This window comes from Halomonas sp. TH-94 (assembly GCF_057473365.1).
In genome coordinates, this window is sequence record NZ_JBYCKL010000024.1 from 13,864 (window position 1) to 31,440 (window position 17,577).

Here is a 17,577-nt window from a genome sequence, read left to right on the forward strand (position 1 = left end):
AATCCCCAGGCCGGCTACGTATAATTCTGCGCATTTTGCGGTGTCTCAACTTTTCGCCAACGAAGGAAGCGACGATGAACTTCGACCACATCCCCGCCGGCAAGGACCTCCCCAATGACGTCTATGTCGCCATCGAGATCCCAGCCAACCACGCTCCGATCAAGTACGAGATCGACAAGGAGATGGGGACCCTTCTCGTGGATCGCTTCATGGCCACGCCGATGTTCTATCCGGCGAACTATGGCTTCATCCCCCACACGCTGGCCGACGATGGCGACCCGCTGGACGCCCTGGTGGTAACGCCCTATCCGGTCCAGGCCGGCAGCATCATCCGTGCACGTCCGGTCGGCATTCTGAACATGACCGACGAAGCCGGGGAAGATGCCAAGCTCGTCTGTGTACCCCATGCCAAACTCACCACTCTCTATGACGACGTACAGGAAGTGGCCGACCTGCCTGAACTGCTGCGCCAGCAGATCGCGCATTTCTTCGAGAACTACAAGGATCTCGAGAAGGGCAAGTGGGTGAAGGTGGAATCCTGGGAAGGTGCCGATGCCGCACGCAAGGCCATCGAGAAGTCCGTGGCCGCCTACGAAAAGGCCTGAGCCTGGCCAACCCCTTGCCGAACGGGCCGCCACTGGGCGGCCCGTTCGCCTTTCTGCGACAATGAGGCGCAGCATGGTGGCGTGGAAGCCATTCAAACGCTGCCTGTGACTGGGTTATGCTTGAATGACGCTTCACCCCGGTCCGGGAACTCGGCGTCTCGCTTCAGGGTCCCTGTAGCACCCGGCCTCGCTTCGAAAAGGAACGCTTGCGTTGACTAGCCGCTCTCTCGCCATACGCCTGATCTTCAGCCTGCTGCTGTGGCTGCCGCTGTTCGCCCATGCCCAGTGGTTCTCCTCCTCTTCCACCAATCAGAGCAATTTTCTACCGGTGATGGAGGCCTTCCAGCCCAGCGCCTGGCATGACGGTGAAACACTCTTCATCGGCTTCGAGAATGCCGAGGGGTATTACCTCTATCGCCACCAGCTCGGCGTCGAGAGCCGTGACGGGGCGTTCGAGGTCGGCGAGCCCGAGATACCACCGGGAGAGTTCAAGAGCGACGAATTCCTCGGCGACGTGTATGTCTTCTATGATCGGGTGGTTTTCGAAGCGCCTCTGCAGGGCTCCGCCGAGGGACCGCTGGAGGTTACGGTTCGCTTTCAAGGCTGCGCCGATGCCGGCCTTTGCTACCCACCCGAGAGTGTCGAGCTGCAGGCGCCTGCCAGTGAAATGCCGGCCGCTTTCGCCGGGTGGCGAGAGGGCGGCGATGCAAGCGGCAACGGTGCGAACCGACCGGCTCCACCCACCTTGCAGAGCCAGGACGGTCGCTTCAGCAGCCTCATGAGTGAAGCCAGCCTGCCGCTGGTGCTTGGTCTTTTCTTCCTGGCTGGACTGGGCCTGACCTTCACTCCCTGCGTGCTACCGATGGTGCCGATTCTCTCGTCGATCATCGTCGGTCAGAACCCGACCCGCCCGCGTGCCTTTGCCCTGTCTGCCAGCTACGTAGCCGGCATGGCGCTCACCTATGCGTTGGTTGGCGTGCTGATGGGCCTGTTCGGTGCCGGCCTCAACCTGCAGGCACACCTGCAATCCGCTCCTGTGCTGATCGTCTTTGCCGTGCTCTTCGTGCTCTTCGCCATGGCCATGTTCGGCACCTTCGATCTGCGCCTTTCTCCACGTCTGGCGGGAAGAGTCGATGCCTGGCAAGACCGTGCCCAGCGCAGCGGACCGCTTGGTCTGGCCGGCGCAGGCTCTCTCTCCGTGCTGGTAGTGTCCCCCTGCGTCTCGGCACCCCTGGCCGGGGCTCTGGTATTCATCTCATCCACCGGCGATGCCGTGATGGGTGGCGCGGCTCTGCTGGCACTGGGCCTAGGCATGGGCGTGCCGCTGCTTCTGGTCGGTACCTTCGGGGCTACCGCACTACCTCGCAGCGGTGCATGGATGAACGGGTTCAAGATCGCTTTCGGCATTCTTCTGCTTGGCGTCGCCGTGTGGCTGATCGAGCGCTTGGTGCCGCCGGCGGTCAGCCTGCTCCTCTGGGCGGCCTTGGCGATCGGCAGCGCTTTGGCGCTTGGCGCCCTGTCGCTCAATCTGGCCCAAGGCTGGCCCCGGGTGCGCCAGGCCGGCGGCCTGCTGTTGTTGGCCTGGGGCATCGCCCTGGTGTTCGGCGCCGCAATGGGTAGCAGCGACCCGCTTCGCCCGCTGGCATTGTATTCAACCGGCACCTCGAACGTTGACGCCCTGGAGGTGACCACGGTAAAAGACCTCGACGCTCTCAATGCCACGCTCAGGGAACGGACGGAACAAGGTCAACCGGCTTTCGTTCACTTCACTGCCGACTGGTGTATCTCCTGTAAACAGATGGAGCGCCAGGTCTACCCGGATCCTCAGGTCGCCGAGTCACTGGCACGCTTCGCCCGCATCAACGTCGATGTTACCCGCACCGACGCCGCCAGCCGTGAGCTGCTCGATCACTTCGGCCTGTTCGGCCCACCGAGCCTGCTATTCTTCAGCGGTGATGATGAAATTCGCGAGGCCCGCATTCAGGGCGAGGTCAGGGCAGGAGAGCTCGCCAGTCACCTCCAAGGCTTGCTCCAGTGGATCGATCAGCCGCACAGCTGAGCTCATGTCCTACAGCGGCAATACGCCACCGAACACTGTTCTCGACCAGCTGGACATCCCCGGCGATTTTAGGCACACTCCGCCAACAACGCACTTCAAGGCCGATAGCGTCGGCAATGTTCGTCATCTTGCCGCGATCTATCGAAAGTTGGACAGGGTTAACAGCGCCCTCGCCCTACCGCCATTTACCCACCGGTCGAGACTCAACATGGATATCCGCAAGGTCAAGAAGCTGATCGAGCTGCTCGAAGAATCCAACATCAGTGAAATCGAGATTCAGGAAGGCGAAGAATCGGTGCGTATCAGCCGGCACCCCAACGGAGTGAGCTGGCCCCAGCCCCCCATGCCGCAGTATGCCGCTCCCTATGCGACACCCAGTCAGCCCGCACCCTCTTCCGCAGCCAGCCCCGCCGAAGAGGCTCCGGCAGCAACCTACCGGGGTCACGCACTGACATCCCCCATGGTCGGAACCTTCTACCGCAGCCCGGCCCCCGGTTCGAAAGCTTTCGTGGAAGTGGGTCAAAGCGTCAAAAAGGGCGAAACCGTGTGTATCGTGGAAGCCATGAAGATGATGAACCAGATCGAAGCCGATCGCGACGGCGTCATCGAGGCGATTCTGGTCGAGGACGGCGAGCCGGTCGAATTCGACCAGCCGATGCTCGTTATTTCCTGATCCTTCACCGACACTGGCGGACCCCCTATGCTGGACAAGGTACTCATCGCCAACCGTGGCGAGATCGCCCTGAGAATTCTGCGTGCCTGCAAGGAGTTGGGCATCAAGACCGTGGCGGTTCACTCCAAGGCCGACCGCGAGCTGATGCACGTACGTCTGGCCGACGAAGCCGTATGCATCGGCCCGGCCCCCTCGGCGCAATCCTATCTGAACATTCCGGCGCTGATCAGCGCCGCGGAAGTCACCGATTCCAGTGCCATTCACCCCGGCTATGGTTTTCTTTCCGAGAACGCCAACTTCGCCGAGCAGGTGGAACGCTCCGGCTTCGTCTTCATCGGCCCGCGCGCCGAGACCATTCGCCTGATGGGTGACAAGGTCAGCGCCATCGAAGCGATGAAGCTGGCCGGCGTACCTACCGTGCCCGGCTCGGACGGTCCGCTGGGTGACGACGAGGGCGACAACATGGCCATCGCCCGGCGTATCGGCTATCCGGTGATCATCAAGGCGGCCGCCGGGGGCGGGGGCCGCGGCATGCGCGTGGTGCACACCGAGGGGCACCTGCTGTCAGCGATCACCGTAACCCGTACCGAGGCACACGCGGCGTTTGGCGATGGCACGGTATACATGGAGAAGTTTCTCGAGCGTCCACGTCACGTCGAGGTACAGGTACTGGCCGACGGCCAGGGCAACGCCATTCACCTGTACGATCGTGATTGCTCCCTTCAGCGCCGACACCAGAAGGTGCTGGAAGAGGCCCCGGCACCGGGAATCGACCCCGAAGCACGTGCCAAGGTGCTGGAAGCCTGCCGTCAGGCCTGCATCGAGATCGACTATCGCGGCGCCGGCACCTTCGAGTTCCTCTATGAAGATGGGCAGTTCTTCTTCATCGAGATGAATACCCGGGTGCAGGTGGAGCACCCTGTCACTGAAATGGTGACGGGTGTGGATATCGTGCGTGAACAGCTGCGCATTGCGTCGGGCCTGCCGCTGTCGATCCGCCAGGAAGACGTCAAGGTCAGCGGGCATGCCTTCGAGTGTCGCATCAATGCGGAAGACGCCCGCACCTTCCTGCCCTCTCCCGGCAAGGTTACGCTCTACCATCCACCGGGCGGCCTTGGCGTGCGCATGGATTCGCATCTCTATACCGGTTACACCGTACCGCCCCACTACGACTCGCTGATCGGCAAGCTGATCACCTGGGGCGATAGTCGTGAGATCGCCCTGACCCGCATGCGCAACGGGCTGGACGAACTGCTGGTGGAAGGGATCAAGACCAACACCGACCTGCACAAGGATCTGGTCCGCGATGGCCACTTCCAGCAGGGCGGCGTCAACATTCACTATCTGGAGAAGAAGCTCGGCTCCTAGGAAGACGACTCCTGGAACGAGCATCGCTCCCGGCAGGGTGGCCACGGCCACCCTGCTTGCGTTAGTCACGGAGAACCTCATGCCCTGGCTGCAACTCAAGGCACGCATCGCCCCGGAGCAGGCCGAACTGCTCGAAGAACTGCTGCTGGCCGAAGGCGCTACCGCCATCACGCTGCAGGACGCCCACGACGACCCCGTTTTCGAGCCCGAGCGTGGCACTACGCCACTGTGGAACGAGACCGTACTGACCGGCCTCTACGACGATCTCGAGGGCCTGGAAGCGATGCTCGAGCGTCTCGCCGCAGCATGGGCCGAAACTCAACCCGACGAGCCTTGCCCGGTCATCGAACACGAGCTGCTGGCCGATCGTGACTGGGAGCGTGAGTGGATGGAGGACTTCCAGCCGCTGCGCATGGGCCAGCGACTGTGGATCGTGCCGAGCTGGCACGAGCCGCCGGTGGCGGACGCCGTCAACCTGCAGCTGGACCCCGGCCTTGCCTTCGGTACCGGAACCCACCCAACGACTGCGCTGTGCCTCGAATGGCTGGATGGGCTGTCGCTGGACGGCGGCCTCGACGACATCGACTTGCTCGACGTCGGCTGTGGCTCCGGCATTCTGGCCATTGCCGCCCTGAAGCTGGGAGCGGCACGGGCCATCGGCACGGATATCGACCCTCAAGCGCTGCTGGCAAGTCGCGACAACGCCGAGCGTAACGCCATTGCCGAGCATGAGCTGACGCTGTGCTATCCGGAGCAGCTCGGTGCCGAACGACGCTTTCCGCTGGTGGTAGCCAACATCCTGGCCGGCCCCCTGGTGCAACTGGCCGCGACGATCGCCGGCCACGTAGCCCCAGGCGGGCGCCTGGCGCTGTCGGGCATTCTCGAGCACCAGGCCGACGAGGTACTCGATGCCTACCGCGACCAGGGGCTGGCGATGGAAGAGCCCATGGTCCGCGAAGGCTGGGTGCGACTCAGCGGGCATCGTGCTCGTTGAGCCTGACGACGCTTTTTACCACCTTCACCCTGGCCCCGCGGGGGCGTATGATATGCAGCCCAAAGTTGACTGATCCGACTCATGCCCGATAGTCGTCCGCTGCCCAAGATCGGCCCTTACAGCCTGCCCAACAGGGTCATCCTGGCCCCCATGGCTGGCGTGACCGATCGCCCGTTTCGCCAGCTCTGCCGAGGCCTGGGGGCGGGGTTGGTCGTGGGCGAGATGGTGACTTCGGATCCGGCGCTATGGCACACGCGCAAATCGCGCCAGCGCATGGATCACCGCGGCGAGCCCGGCCCCCGGGCCGTACAGATTGCCGGCGGAGACGCCGCGATGCTGGCCGAGGCAGCACGCCTGAACGCCGAGCGGGGCGCCCAGATCATCGATATCAACATGGGCTGCCCCGCCAAGAAAGTGTGCAACAAGGCCGCCGGTTCGGCATTGCTGCGCGACGAAGCGCTGGTGGCGGAAATTCTCGATGCCGTGGTGACCGCCGTCGAGGTGCCGGTGACACTGAAAATCCGTACCGGCTGGTGTGCCGACAGCAACAATGGCGTACGCGTGGCCCGCCTGGCCGAAGAGGCCGGAATCCAGGCGTTGGCAGTGCATGGCCGTCATCGCCAGCAGCGTTACCAGGGCGAGGCGGAGTACGACACCATTGCCGCCATCAAGCAGGCGGTGCGTATCCCCGTTTTCGCCAATGGCGATATCGACTCTCCACGCAAGGCAGCCGACGTTCTCGACTATACTGGAGCGGATGCAGTGATGGTCGGTCGTGGCGCCCAGGGCAATCCCTGGATTTTCCGCGAGATCGACCACTACCTGCGCCATGGACACGGGTGTCCTCCCCCCGACATGAACGAGCGGGCCAGCGTCCTGCGAGGCCATCTACACGCCTTGCATGACTTCTATGGCGATTTCATGGGGGTGCGCATCGCACGCAAGCATTTGGGCTGGTACATCGCTGCCGATCACCGCTTCGACCCCGTGCGACAGCGGGTACTAAGGGCGGCCTTCAACGCCCTGATGCAGCCGAACGAACAGTATGCCTTCATCGACGATCTGTTTTCCCTCGAGAGCGAAGCCGACCTCTCGTGGGCAACGAATGGAATCAGTGCCGCATGAACCGTGAAGCTTTCAACCAGAATGCCGATGCGCCAGCAGGCCTGGAGGGTGGCCCCTGCGCCGACCTGACGGCCCTTGGCAGTCCAATCCTGACGCCAATGACGACATTGGCCGAACAGCCGCTGCGTGAAGCCGTGGACGTCGCCATGCGGCGGTACTTCGACCACCTCGACGGCGGCACCGTTACCGACCTGTATGCAATGGTCATGGCCGAGGTCGAAGCGCCGTTGCTGGCCAGCGTGCTGGAACACACCCAGGGCAATCAGACCCGCGCCGCCGAAATGCTCGGCCTCAATCGCGGCACGCTGCGCAAGAAGCTCAAGCAGCACGACCTGATCTGAACCGATCGGGGTCGACGCTACAGCTACCGTCGGCTCCGGATTCATTCCACTCCCGCTACAGAGTTGTACCCCATCATGGCCCAAGTCTCCCCCACCCCGGTACGCCGTGCGCTGATCAGCGTCTCCGACAAGACCGGCATTGTCGACTTCGCCCGCGGCCTGGCCGAGCGCAGCGTCGAGCTACTCTCCACCGGCGGCACCTTCCGCCTGCTTCAGGAGAATGGCATCGCCGTGACCGAGGTGTCCGAGCACACCGGCTTTCCCGAGATCATGGACGGGCGCGTCAAGACCCTGCACCCCAAGATACACGGCGGCATCCTGGGCCGACGCGGACAAGACGATGCGGTGATGGACGAACACGGCATCGCACCCATCGACATGGTGGTGGTCAATCTCTACCCCTTTGCCCAGACCGTGGCCAAGCCGGACTGCACCCTCGAAGACGCCATCGAGAACATCGATATCGGCGGCCCGACTATGGTGCGCGCCTGCGCCAAGAATCACGCCCATACCGCTATCGTGGTCGACGCCGATGACTATGACCGCGTGCTGTCGGAAATGGCTGCTCACAATGGCGCCGTAAGCGACGCTACACGATTCGATCTGGCGGTGAAGGCCTTCGAGCATACCGCCGGCTACGATGCAGCCATCGCCGACTATCTGGGCCAGCGAGTGCCCGGCGGCGAGGACGGATTCCCGCGCACCTACAACGTACAGTTCGTCAAGAAGCAGGCCATGCGCTACGGCGAGAACCCGCATCAGAGTGCGGCGTTCTACGTCGAAGCCGATGCCTGCGAAGCGAGTGTCGCCACTGCCCGTCAGCTCCAGGGCAAGGAGCTCTCTTTCAACAACGTGGCCGATACCGACGCCGCCTTCGAGTGCGTCAAGAGTTTCACCGACACGGCCTGCGTCATCGTCAAGCATGCCAACCCCTGCGGCGTGGCGGTTGGCACCACCCTCCGTGAGGCGTACGACAAGGCTTTCGCTACCGACCCCACCAGCGCCTTCGGTGGCATCATTGCCTTCAACCGCACGCTGGACGAAGAGACCGCTCGCGCCATCATCGAGCGTCAGTTCGTCGAAGTGATCATCGCCCCCGGCGTTGAAGACGCGGCCCGGGCAATCGTTGCCGAGAAGCAGAACGTGCGTCTGCTCGACGTCGGCGACAGCTGGCCCGGCCAGCGCGAGCACGCCCACGATTTCAAACGCGTTACCGGCGGGCTGCTGGTGCAGGATCGCGACTTGGGGATGATCGGCCGCGACGAGCTAACGGTGGTCAGCGAGCGTGTTCCCAGCGAGCAGGAGCTACGCGACCTTGCATTCGCCTGGAAGGTGGCCAAGTACGTCAAATCCAACGCCATCGTCTATGCCAAGGACGGGCAGACCATCGGGGTTGGCGCCGGCCAGATGAGCCGCGTCTACTCGGCCAAAATCGCCGGCATCAAGGCCGCTGACGAGGGCCTCTCGGTTCCCGGCTCGGTGATGGCCTCGGACGCCTTCTTCCCTTTCCGTGACGGCATCGACGCCGCCGCCGCGGCCGGCATTACCGCGGTGATTCAACCCGGCGGCTCCATGCGCGATCAGGAAGTGATCGACGCCGCCAACGAGGCGGGCATCGCCATGGTGTTCACCGGCATGCGCCATTTCCGGCACTGATGTAGCCTCTGGCCGTACGGCAGCCAGGCAGCCCCGACGCGCTAAAGGCCTCGGGGCTTTCTCATTCCTCGTCAGGGGTCCTCGGCAGCGGCGCGACATTGACCTGATTTCGACCGCTGCGTTTGGCCTGATAGAGCGCTTTGTCGGCCAGATGCTGTATGCCCTGCCACTCTTCTCCATGGTCTGGATAAGCCGCCACCCCGATGGAAGCCGTGACCGAGGGCAACCGCTGGTCTTGGAAATCTAGCTGCAGGCCAGCGAGATTGCGCCTGATCTCCTCCGCACGCTCACGACACTGCTCGAGCGTGGCCCCGGGTAATACCAGCAGAAACTCCTCGCCCCCATAGCGACAGGGAATGTCCTCGCCGCGAATGTAGCGTCTCAAGTACTGGCTCAGCTCCTTGAGCAACAGGTCGCCGGCCTGGTGGCCGTAATCGTCGTTGAAGCGCTTGAAGTGGTCCACGTCGAGCATGATCAAACCGAAGCCACTCTTGTTACGCTTGGCACGCAGCTGCTCGCGCTCCATGGTCTCCTCGAGATAGCGACGATTGAAAAGACCGGTGAGCGGGTCGCGCACGCTTTGATGATGAAGCGCTTCACGCAGCAATATTCCGGCCATGGCAGCCGCCGCATGAGTGGACAATAGCTCGGCAAGACGCTGCGCCTCCTCCAGCTTGCCCTTGTCACGCAACGACAGGTGGAGCATGCCGACGATTTCACCCTGTGCCAGCAGCGGCAGACAGAGATAGGCGTGGTGCAGGTCAGGCCAATGCTGGCATCTGAGCGCCTTGTCAGGATCGCTCGTCTGGTGAGTGTGCCCCATGCGCAGCGCCCAGCACTGCTGAGGCTCAATGGGGTCGACGAGTTGATCCGCCTCCTCCCCCCAGGCGGCGGCGAGCTGCAGCAGGTTACGGGAGCCGCGCATCAGGTAGAGTCCACCGGTCATGCCGGGGAAAAGCCGAAGCATGTAGTGCTGTAATACGGCCGCGGTATCTTCTCTCGTCTCGCAGGACTGCAGGCCGCTGCTGAGCTGATTTACCAGCGTCACTTCGTTGCTCGTCTGGCGCAGCTGTTCCACCAGATTCTCGCTACGCTGCGCTTCGCGGCGAATCAGTAGAAAGGCCCCGACCAGCAGCAGCGAATTGATAAGCCCCGCCAGCACGACCCACAGCTGCAGCCTCTGGGAAAGGCGCTCGGACTCGAGCAGCTTGCGCTCCATGCGGCTACGCTCGGCCTGGACCATGCGTGAGCTGACGTCACGTATGCGATCCATGATGCGCTTGCCCTCGTAGGAGGCGATCATCTGTGCAGCGGCCACCGTGCCCTGCTCCTGGCTCACGAGAAGCAATTCATCCATCAGCGCGGTTCGCTGCTCGATCAGGTCGATGAGCTGCGTGGTGAGTGTCGGCTCGACCGCGAAGTCTTGCTGTCGAAAAGCAGCCAGGAGCCGCTCGACATCATCACGCTCCTGACGGTGTTCATTGATGAACAGCGCGTCTCGGCTCGCGGCAAAAGCGCGCTGGCTCGACTCGGCTTCGAACAGTGATGCCAGCAAGTTATCCAGGATCGTGATGCGAGAGCCGCTTTCATGTACGAGCTGTTCCGTCTGGGCTTCCTGACGAGCGTTGTACATGACCGCAGCAGTTATCAGGGCCACGATGGCAAGCGCAAGGCCAAGCATGATCAACAGTTTGCGCTGGAAGGTAGGCATATCTTTTTCCGTTTGCCGAGGCATGCGCCAACGACTTACCGTCTTGTTCTGTAAAAGAGCCCACCATCAGGTGGGCTTGAGGCTGGCTACCACGGCGCTGCGTTCAGGCGCCGAGATCGATGCAGAGGTATTTCGTTTCCAGAAACTCCTCGATTCCCTGACGGCCGCCCTCTCGGCCGAGTCCCGATGCCTTGACCCCACCGAACGGTGCGCTGGTGTTGGAAATGAGCCCGGTGTTGATGCCCACCATGCCGTATTCCAGCGCATCGGCGACCCGCCAGACACGGCCCAGATCCCGCGAGTAGAAATAGGAAGCGAGGCCGTACTGCGTGTCGTTGGCCATCTGCACGGCATCCTCCTCGTCCTCGAAGGGGAACACTGCCGCCAGCGGGCCGAAGGTCTCCTCGTGAGCCACCTTCATGTCACCGTTGGCAAAACTGATCAACGTCGGTGAGAAGAAGTTGCCGCCCAGCGGGTGCGGGTGACCGCCAAGCAGCAGCTCGGCACCCTTGTCGACGGCATCGTGAACGTGCTCACTGACCTTGGCTACCGCATTCGAATCGATCAGCGGCCCGATATTGATGTCTGGCTTGGTGCCGTCGCCTACCTTCAGCTCGCTGTTCATCGCGACCGCCAGCTTTTCGCAGAAGGCGTTGATTACGCTGGACTGAACCAGAAAACGATTGGTGCAGATGCAGGTTTGCCCGGCATTGCGGAATTTGGCCGCCATGGCGCCTTCAACCGCCGCATCCAGATCGGCATCTTCGAACACGATGAACGGCGCATTGCCACCCAGTTCGAGTGAGATCTTCTGGATGTGCTGGGCGGCGCGTGCCATCAACTCACGACCCACCTCAGTTGAGCCGGTGAAGGTGATCTTGCGCACCAGCGGCGATTCGGTCATGGCCGCGGCAATCTCACTGGCGCGCCCCGGCACCACGTTGAACACCCCGCGAGGTATGCCGGCCCGCTCCGCCAGGAGGGCCAGGGCAGTGGCCGAAAAGGGGGTTTGACTGGCCGGCTTGATGACGATGGTACAGCCTGCCGCCAATGCCGCGCCGGCCTTACGGGTGATCATGGCAGCCGGGAAGTTCCATGGGGTGATGGCGCCGACGACGCCGACCGGCTGCTTCGTGACGACGATACGCTGATTGGGCTTCGCAGCCGGGATGGTCTCACCATAGATTCGCCTGGCCTCTTCAGCGAACCAACGCAGGAAGCTGGCCGCATAGGCGATCTCCCCTGCCGCCTCCTTGAGCGGCTTGCCCTGCTCATAGGTCATGATCATTGCCAGATCATCCTGATGCTCGAGCATGAGATCATGCCATTTCAACAGGATATCGGCTCGCTCCTGGGCCGTCAGCGCACGCCAACCCACCAGGGCCGCATCCGCTGCGGCGATGGCACGCTCGGTCTCGATCCGGCCGAGCCTGGGCACGGTGCCGAAGGTCTCGCCGGACGCCGGGTTGACCACCTCGATCTGCTCCCCGCTGTCGGCAGCGACCCAGCTGCCGTCGATATACGCGAATGGACAGTAGAGCTGCGTTTCCTTGAGGGCTTCCATGGTGTCTCTCCTGGCCTCAGCGGGCCTTGACTCATGTTCGATGAATTCGTGCCGAGCCCACTCTCGTCACTCGGCCTCGAGGGTTCTCTGCTCTGGTACAGTAACGGATGGGGCGTCCAGTACCGGGGGCTGAAGCATCGCCGTCAGTATGGCAAGGATCAGCACCAGCGCGATGGCCAGCCAACAGAAGGCACGACCGATATAGCGGTCGGGCTGGCGACGGATCTGGCGTAGCCCCATGACCGCAAAAATCGCTGCGGCAATGTTGAGTGGCGGAAGGCTACCCTGGAACAGCAGGGCGATGAGTGCCGTGACGATGGCGGTCATGGCCCAAGGGGCATAGCGTCGCCGCGGTGAAGCGGGGGCCGAGGAGTGGCGTTCCAACTTAAGGTCTCTCTGTGTCGACTCAGCAGGAAGCCCCATGCTAAGCGTAAAGTGCCGTAGCCACAAAAAAACGTGGCAATTTCACGGCAGACAGAGGCGCGCCCTCAGCGTGGACGACGCGGTTCGCGACTGGCGGAGAGGGTAATGGAGACGGAGTCGGCAAAGCGCAGCGCATGGGGCTTGTCGATCTCGACCTGGGCCGTGAGCACCTGCTCATGGCCCATGATGAGATCGAGCACTTCGCGGGTCATGCGCTCCAGCAGCAGGAAGCGGTTCTCTTCCACCAGGACGATCATCTCTTTGGTGATCGTACGGTAGTTCAATGCCTGTTCGATATGGTTGAACGCCACCGCCTGGTCTGCCCGGTAGCGAATCACGGCGTTGATGATGACATCCTGACGGTTGAGGATTTCTTCCTCCTTGATGCCGATGTAGGTGCGCAGACGCAGGTTCTTGATGCGTATCGTGGCCAGGTCATGGTCGAGATGCTGATCATCCAGGGCATGCAGCGTCATAGGCATCGGCTCCAGAGAGGAATGGCCATAGGCCGAAGGTACTTCAGCGCCCGCTGACGAGGGTCAGGAATTCCTGGCGTGTCGTCGGGTTGTCTCGAAACGCACCCAGCATCATGGAAGATGACATGCTGGAATTCTGCTTCTCCACGCCACGCATCATCATGCATAGATGTCGCGCTTCGATCACTACCGCCACGCCACGCGCACCGGTGACCTGCTGCACCGCCTCGGCAACCTGGCGAGTCAGGTTTTCCTGGATTTGCATGCGGCGGGCATACATGTCGACGATGCGCGCAAACTTGGAAAGCCCTAGAACCTTGCCGCTGGGCAAGTAGGCAATATGGCACTTGCCGATGAAGGGCAATAGATGATGCTCGCACATCGAGTAGAGTTCGATGTCCTTGATGAGCACCATTTCGTCGGTTTCGCTCTGGAAAACGGCGCCGTTGACGATCTCCTCGAGCGTCTGGGAATAGCCGCGCGTGAGGAACTGCATCGCCTTGGCAGCACGCTTGGGCGTATCGCGCAGCCCTTCACGATTCGGGTCTTCACCCAGCTCGAGAATGATCTGGCGGTAGAAGCCGGCAAGTTCTTCGTTCATGGTCAGGCCCTGAAACTGGTGATACCGCTTGTTTCGCGATGGCCTGGCCATCGTCACCACTAAATACAAAAGATATACAAAAATTAAATATTGTACAACTTTATCTACTTCAACTCGCCATTCTATCGTAACCGACAGTCTATCGCAGGCAGCTCGTACGAAATTGCACCCGTGCGACATTCGGGCCACTGCCGCACCCTGGCAGCTATGGTAAAATGAGCCATATGAAAACTGCCGAAACGGGCAGTCTGAGCCCCCGCGAGAGCACGAAATGATCAAGATTCCGCACGCGATACTGTCAGCCAGTGGAATGGCCCTGCTTCTGTTACCCCTGTATGCTTCGGCGGGAACGCTTTCCCTGCCCCAGGACGCCTCGGTCGCAGTACAGGCCGTGGACAGTCTCGTTATCGAGGCAGACGAAGGGCGCATGGACGATGTTCTGTTGCGCCCCGTCAGCGGAGTCGACGGAGCCAGCCACGAGCTGCCGGAATACTGCGTACTGGTTGGCGATGCCCGTCAGGACGGCGACCGCCTGCGCGTCACCACCAAGTCACTGACCTGCATCGAAACAGACGGAAGCGACAGCGATATCTACAGCGGGGAAATTTCAGCCGCCGGCTATGACCTGGATGGCAGCTATGGGCTGTCGGTGTGTGAAGCTGGCCGTTGCGAACTCTCCGCGGAGCACGTCTTTCATCTCAAGCTGGCGACTCGGCTGGAGATCGCCGAGCAGGATAACCCCTCTGCGCGAATCAACGAGCAGCGCCGCCAGGCCAATGGCGCAGGTATCGCCAACCCGATACCTGCCGAGCGCCCCAACCCCGATGACGTATGAACCCGCCGGCGCACTCAGATGAGTGCGCCTCAGGCCAACCACAGCGGCGTCTTTCCAAGCGCCTGACGCTGCTGTTCCAGTTGGCGAATATGAGCGTCCCAATAGCCTGCGTCGGGCACCCACGGAAACGCCGGCGGAAAGGCGGGGTCATCCCAGCGGGCCACCAGCCAGGCGCTGTGGCGCATGAGCCGCAGCGTGCGCAGTGGCTCTATCAGTTTGAGCTCATCGCGATCGAACTCCCGACTCTGCTCGTAACCCTCGAGCACCTCCGAAAGCTGCATGTGCCACTCCGCCTCTTGCTGCGCGGTTAGCAGCATCCAGAGATCCTGGATGGCGGGCGCCATCAGACAGTCGTCGAAATCCACTAGGGCAAAGCTGTCATCCCGGCCGAGAATGTTGCCGATATGGCAATCGCCGTGAACGCGGATAGCCGAGCGTGATGCCCAGGCATAGCGCTGCAATTCGCTGTGCAGAGCATCGGATACGCGCTCGTAGGCCTGACGCTGGCGACGATCAAGCCAGGGGGCGCTCAATACCCGCCGTTGAGCTTCACGAACCATTTCATCCATGTCGAGGCTGAGCCGGTGCCGGAAGGCCTCGCGCTCCCCTACGGCATGAGCGGCGCCGATGAGCTCGCCCAAGGCAAATAGATGGGACGGTTTCTCCAGCTCGGGGGCTTGCCCCGAACGCTGTGGGAACAGGGCCAACCGGAAGCCCTCGGCGTGGTGCAGACTTCGCCTCTCGGCATCGCGCCATGGCGCGGCCACGGCCACTCCCCCTGCCGCCAGTTCGTCCAGAAAGTCGTGCTCCTCCTGAATCTGGACATCGTGCCAACGCTCGGGACGATAGAATTTGGCGACCCAACGCCGCCCTTCGTCGTCATGCAGTAGGTAGACCCGATTCTCGTAACTGTTCAATGCAAAAGGCTCACCCGGCAGCCAGAAGCCGAGCGACTCGACGGCAGCCACGACACGCGCGGGGGAAAGGGCAGCAAAAGGGTGCGGCGTACTCTGCATGATCGTCACCGGTAGAGAAGAGCTCACATGTTAACAGCCACAGCTTGCCGTGTACGCCGCTCGTCCTGCTACAACGGCGTGCGCGCCACCGCCCAAGCCTCTACCTCGCGAGCCCCGGCCGCCAGGCACGCCCGAGCCAGCGCATCCAACGTTGCGCCGGTGGTCATGACGTCATCGAGCAGCGCCACGCGAGCGGGAAGCTCGGCGGGTATGACGAAAGCACCACGCAGGTTGCGGAAACGCTCGACGCGGTCGAGGCCGCGCTGGCTGGGAGTGTGATGGCGCCGTTTTGCCCTTTGCAACCGCAGGCCGTGGCGTGCCGCCAGCCGTTTGGTCAGCCAGTCGGCTTGATCGAAGCCTCGCTCCCTGGCGCGTCGTGGATGCAGAGGCACCGGAATCAGCGCTTCGGGCCAAGCCAATGCGTGTGGTGGCAGGCCTAGCTCGAGCAATTCCAGCAGGACATTGCCGGCCCGGGGTGAGGCGTGGAACTTGAAGCGCTGCATGAGCTGGGCCACTTCCCCTTCGTAGCGCAACGGCACGCGCGAGCGAACGATGGCCAGCGGACGGGTCAGGCAGTGTCCGCAGAGTCTGTCTGCGTGGGAGCCCATCGGCTGCGGCTCGGCACAGCTCGGACAAGCGGGCAGGTTCCAGGGCAGCGACTCGAAACACGCCTCGCACCAGGGCCGCTCTTGCACGGCCGGCGCCAGACAGAAACTGCAGCGGCCCGGCAGCGCGCGGCGCAGGCCGAGATCCAGCCCATGCCAGAGCGGCGTCAGCCAGCTACGACATCCGCTTTTGCTGCGCCGCTCCTCATCGGTGGGCTCCGGCTCGAATTCTGGTTTCACTACCAATGTCCTTATCGCCGCGTTGCGTATTGGTGCCGAGCTTAGCACTCTCCTTTTGCTGCCTTGCCTGCCCTTGCCTTCTCGTCAACCTGAAAGATCCGCCTAGTTGACAGAGCGGTAATTTCACGTACGCTCACAGTCAACATCCTATCCTATATAAAGTTGACCAAGGCGAGTTCACATGTCCGATCTCATGCATGCCAGCCAAGCCGACGAGGCAAGAAAGCCCCCCCGCCACGATTGGTCGTTGGACGAGATCGAGGCACTCTTCGCTCTTCCCTTCAACGACCTGCTGTTCCACGCTCAGCAGGTTCATCGAGCTCACTTCGACGCCAACGCGGTACAGGTCTCCACCCTGCTGTCGATCAAGACCGGCGCCTGTCCCGAGGACTGCAAGTACTGCCCGCAGTCGGGACACTATGCCACCGGACTGGACAAGGAAAAACTGCTTGAGATCGAGAAGGTAGTGGCTCAGGCCAAGGCCGCGCAAGAAGCAGGCGCCAGCCGCTTCTGCATGGGTGCGGCTTGGCGCAGCCCGCGCGAAAAGGACCTCGACGTAGTGCTCGAGATGGTCAGCCGGGTCAAGGCCCTGGGGCTGGAGACATGCATGACCCTGGGCATGGTGGACGGCGCTCAGGCCAGCCGCCTTGCTGCAGCCGGTCTCGATTACTACAACCACAACCTCGACACCTCGCCGGACTACTACGGTGAGATCATCACCACCCGAACCTACGCCGACCGGCTGGAGACGTTGGCCAACGTGCGCGAGGCAGGCATGAAGGTCTGCTCGGGGGGCATAGTCGGCATGGGCGAAGCCCCCCGCGACCGCGCGGCGCTGCTCCAGCAGTTGGCCCGGCTGGAGCCACATCCCGAGTCGGTGCCGATCAACATGCTGGTCAAGGTGCCCGGCACACCGCTGGAGAACGTCGAGGACCTCGACCCCATCGAGTTCATACGCGCCATTGCCGTGGCCCGGATTCTGATGCCGGCCAGTCATGTGCGGCTGTCGGCCGGTCGCGAGCAGATGGATGAGTCGACTCAGGCGCTGGCCTTCCTGGCCGGTGCCAATTCGATTTTCTACGGCGACAGACTGCTTACCACCGGCAATCCGCAGGCGACCCGCGACCGTGCGCTATTCGCAAAACTCGGGCTGCACCCTGAGCGTCGCAGCACCTGCCAGGACGATGCTCAGCAGCAAAGCTCTCTCGAGGGCGCTCTGGCACGTCAGACGAGCCAGGCTCGCAGCGCAGCGCTGGCTTATGACGCCACTCAGGCCTGATCGGGA

Annotated in this window: 17 protein-coding genes; 10 read left to right on the forward strand and 7 right to left on the reverse strand. The window is 62.5% G+C overall.

Annotation, left to right across the window (positions count from 1 at the left end):
* Positions 1 to 74 precede the first annotated feature (74 nt).
* The 8 genes from ppa (at position 75) to purH (ending at position 8,821) form a co-directional block, all read left to right on the forward strand.
* Entirely contained in the window at positions 75 to 605 is a 531-nt protein-coding gene (ppa, locus tag AC2VNO_RS04290) for an inorganic diphosphatase (protein WP_228574524.1), read from the forward strand.
* 211 nt (positions 606 to 816) lie between these two features.
* Positions 817 to 2,664, forward strand: coding sequence for a protein-disulfide reductase DsbD (dsbD, locus tag AC2VNO_RS04295; RefSeq protein WP_486932974.1), 1,848 nt, complete (start codon positions 817 to 819; stop codon positions 2,662 to 2,664).
* A gap of 208 nt (positions 2,665 to 2,872) precedes the next feature.
* A complete protein-coding gene (gene accB / locus AC2VNO_RS04300; protein WP_486932999.1) occupies positions 2,873 to 3,337 on the forward strand; it encodes an acetyl-CoA carboxylase biotin carboxyl carrier protein in 465 nt (154 codons plus the stop codon).
* Positions 3,338 to 3,364: 27 nt separating this feature from the next.
* Positions 3,365 to 4,705, forward strand: a complete 1,341-nt coding sequence (gene accC / locus AC2VNO_RS04305) for an acetyl-CoA carboxylase biotin carboxylase subunit (RefSeq protein WP_228574530.1) — start codon at positions 3,365 to 3,367, stop codon at positions 4,703 to 4,705.
* Between the two features lie 79 nt (positions 4,706 to 4,784).
* The gene (gene prmA, locus AC2VNO_RS04310; RefSeq protein WP_486932975.1) at positions 4,785 to 5,699 is read left to right on the forward strand and encodes a 50S ribosomal protein L11 methyltransferase; all 915 of its coding nucleotides are present in this window, start codon (positions 4,785 to 4,787) and stop codon (positions 5,697 to 5,699) included.
* An 81-nt stretch (positions 5,700 to 5,780) separates the two neighbouring features.
* Complete coding sequence (gene dusB, locus AC2VNO_RS04315; RefSeq protein WP_486932976.1) at positions 5,781 to 6,824, forward strand: tRNA dihydrouridine synthase DusB; 1,044 nt, start codon at positions 5,781 to 5,783, stop codon at positions 6,822 to 6,824.
* A gap of 98 nt (positions 6,825 to 6,922) precedes the next feature.
* Positions 6,923 to 7,165: a DNA-binding transcriptional regulator Fis gene (gene fis, locus AC2VNO_RS04320; protein WP_228574610.1), complete on the forward strand. Its 243-nt coding sequence runs from the start codon at positions 6,923 to 6,925 to the stop codon at positions 7,163 to 7,165.
* 75 nt (positions 7,166 to 7,240) lie between these two features.
* Complete coding sequence (purH, locus tag AC2VNO_RS04325; protein ID WP_486932977.1) at positions 7,241 to 8,821, forward strand: bifunctional phosphoribosylaminoimidazolecarboxamide formyltransferase/IMP cyclohydrolase; 1,581 nt, start codon at positions 7,241 to 7,243, stop codon at positions 8,819 to 8,821.
* A 61-nt stretch (positions 8,822 to 8,882) separates the two neighbouring features.
* Here purH and AC2VNO_RS04330 read toward each other — a convergent pair whose 3' ends face one another.
* The 5 genes from AC2VNO_RS04330 to folE form a co-directional block, all read right to left on the reverse strand.
* Complete coding sequence (locus tag AC2VNO_RS04330; protein WP_486932978.1) at positions 8,883 to 10,532, reverse strand: diguanylate cyclase; 1,650 nt, start codon at positions 10,530 to 10,532, stop codon at positions 8,883 to 8,885.
* 103 nt (positions 10,533 to 10,635) lie between these two features.
* Complete coding sequence (locus AC2VNO_RS04335; protein ID WP_486932979.1) at positions 10,636 to 12,096, reverse strand: NAD-dependent succinate-semialdehyde dehydrogenase; 1,461 nt, start codon at positions 12,094 to 12,096, stop codon at positions 10,636 to 10,638.
* 66 nt (positions 12,097 to 12,162) lie between these two features.
* Positions 12,163 to 12,480, reverse strand: a complete 318-nt coding sequence (locus AC2VNO_RS04340) for a hypothetical protein (protein WP_486932980.1) — start codon at positions 12,478 to 12,480, stop codon at positions 12,163 to 12,165.
* Positions 12,481 to 12,584: 104 nt separating this feature from the next.
* Positions 12,585 to 12,995, reverse strand: a complete 411-nt coding sequence (folX, locus tag AC2VNO_RS04345; RefSeq protein WP_486932981.1) for a dihydroneopterin triphosphate 2'-epimerase — start codon at positions 12,993 to 12,995, stop codon at positions 12,585 to 12,587.
* 43 nt (positions 12,996 to 13,038) lie between these two features.
* Complete coding sequence (gene folE / locus AC2VNO_RS04350) at positions 13,039 to 13,596, reverse strand: GTP cyclohydrolase I FolE (protein ID WP_228574554.1); 558 nt, start codon at positions 13,594 to 13,596, stop codon at positions 13,039 to 13,041.
* A 271-nt stretch (positions 13,597 to 13,867) separates the two neighbouring features.
* Between folE and AC2VNO_RS04355 the strand changes: the two genes are divergently transcribed.
* Complete coding sequence (locus AC2VNO_RS04355; protein WP_486932982.1) at positions 13,868 to 14,431, forward strand: hypothetical protein; 564 nt, start codon at positions 13,868 to 13,870, stop codon at positions 14,429 to 14,431.
* Between the two features lie 29 nt (positions 14,432 to 14,460).
* On the opposite strand, the gene AC2VNO_RS04360 is transcribed toward AC2VNO_RS04355, so the two are convergent.
* On the reverse strand, positions 14,461 to 15,447 hold the full coding sequence (locus AC2VNO_RS04360; RefSeq protein WP_486932983.1) for a serine/threonine protein kinase: 987 nt from the start codon (positions 15,445 to 15,447) through the stop codon (positions 14,461 to 14,463).
* A gap of 68 nt (positions 15,448 to 15,515) precedes the next feature.
* Positions 15,516 to 16,292: a ComF family protein gene (locus AC2VNO_RS04365; RefSeq protein ID WP_486932984.1), complete on the reverse strand. Its 777-nt coding sequence runs from the start codon at positions 16,290 to 16,292 to the stop codon at positions 15,516 to 15,518.
* 181 nt (positions 16,293 to 16,473) lie between these two features.
* On the opposite strand from AC2VNO_RS04365, the gene bioB reads away from it, so the two are divergent.
* On the forward strand, positions 16,474 to 17,571 hold the full coding sequence (bioB, locus tag AC2VNO_RS04370) for a biotin synthase BioB (RefSeq protein WP_486932985.1): 1,098 nt from the start codon (positions 16,474 to 16,476) through the stop codon (positions 17,569 to 17,571).
* Positions 17,572 to 17,577: the final 6 nt, after the last annotated feature.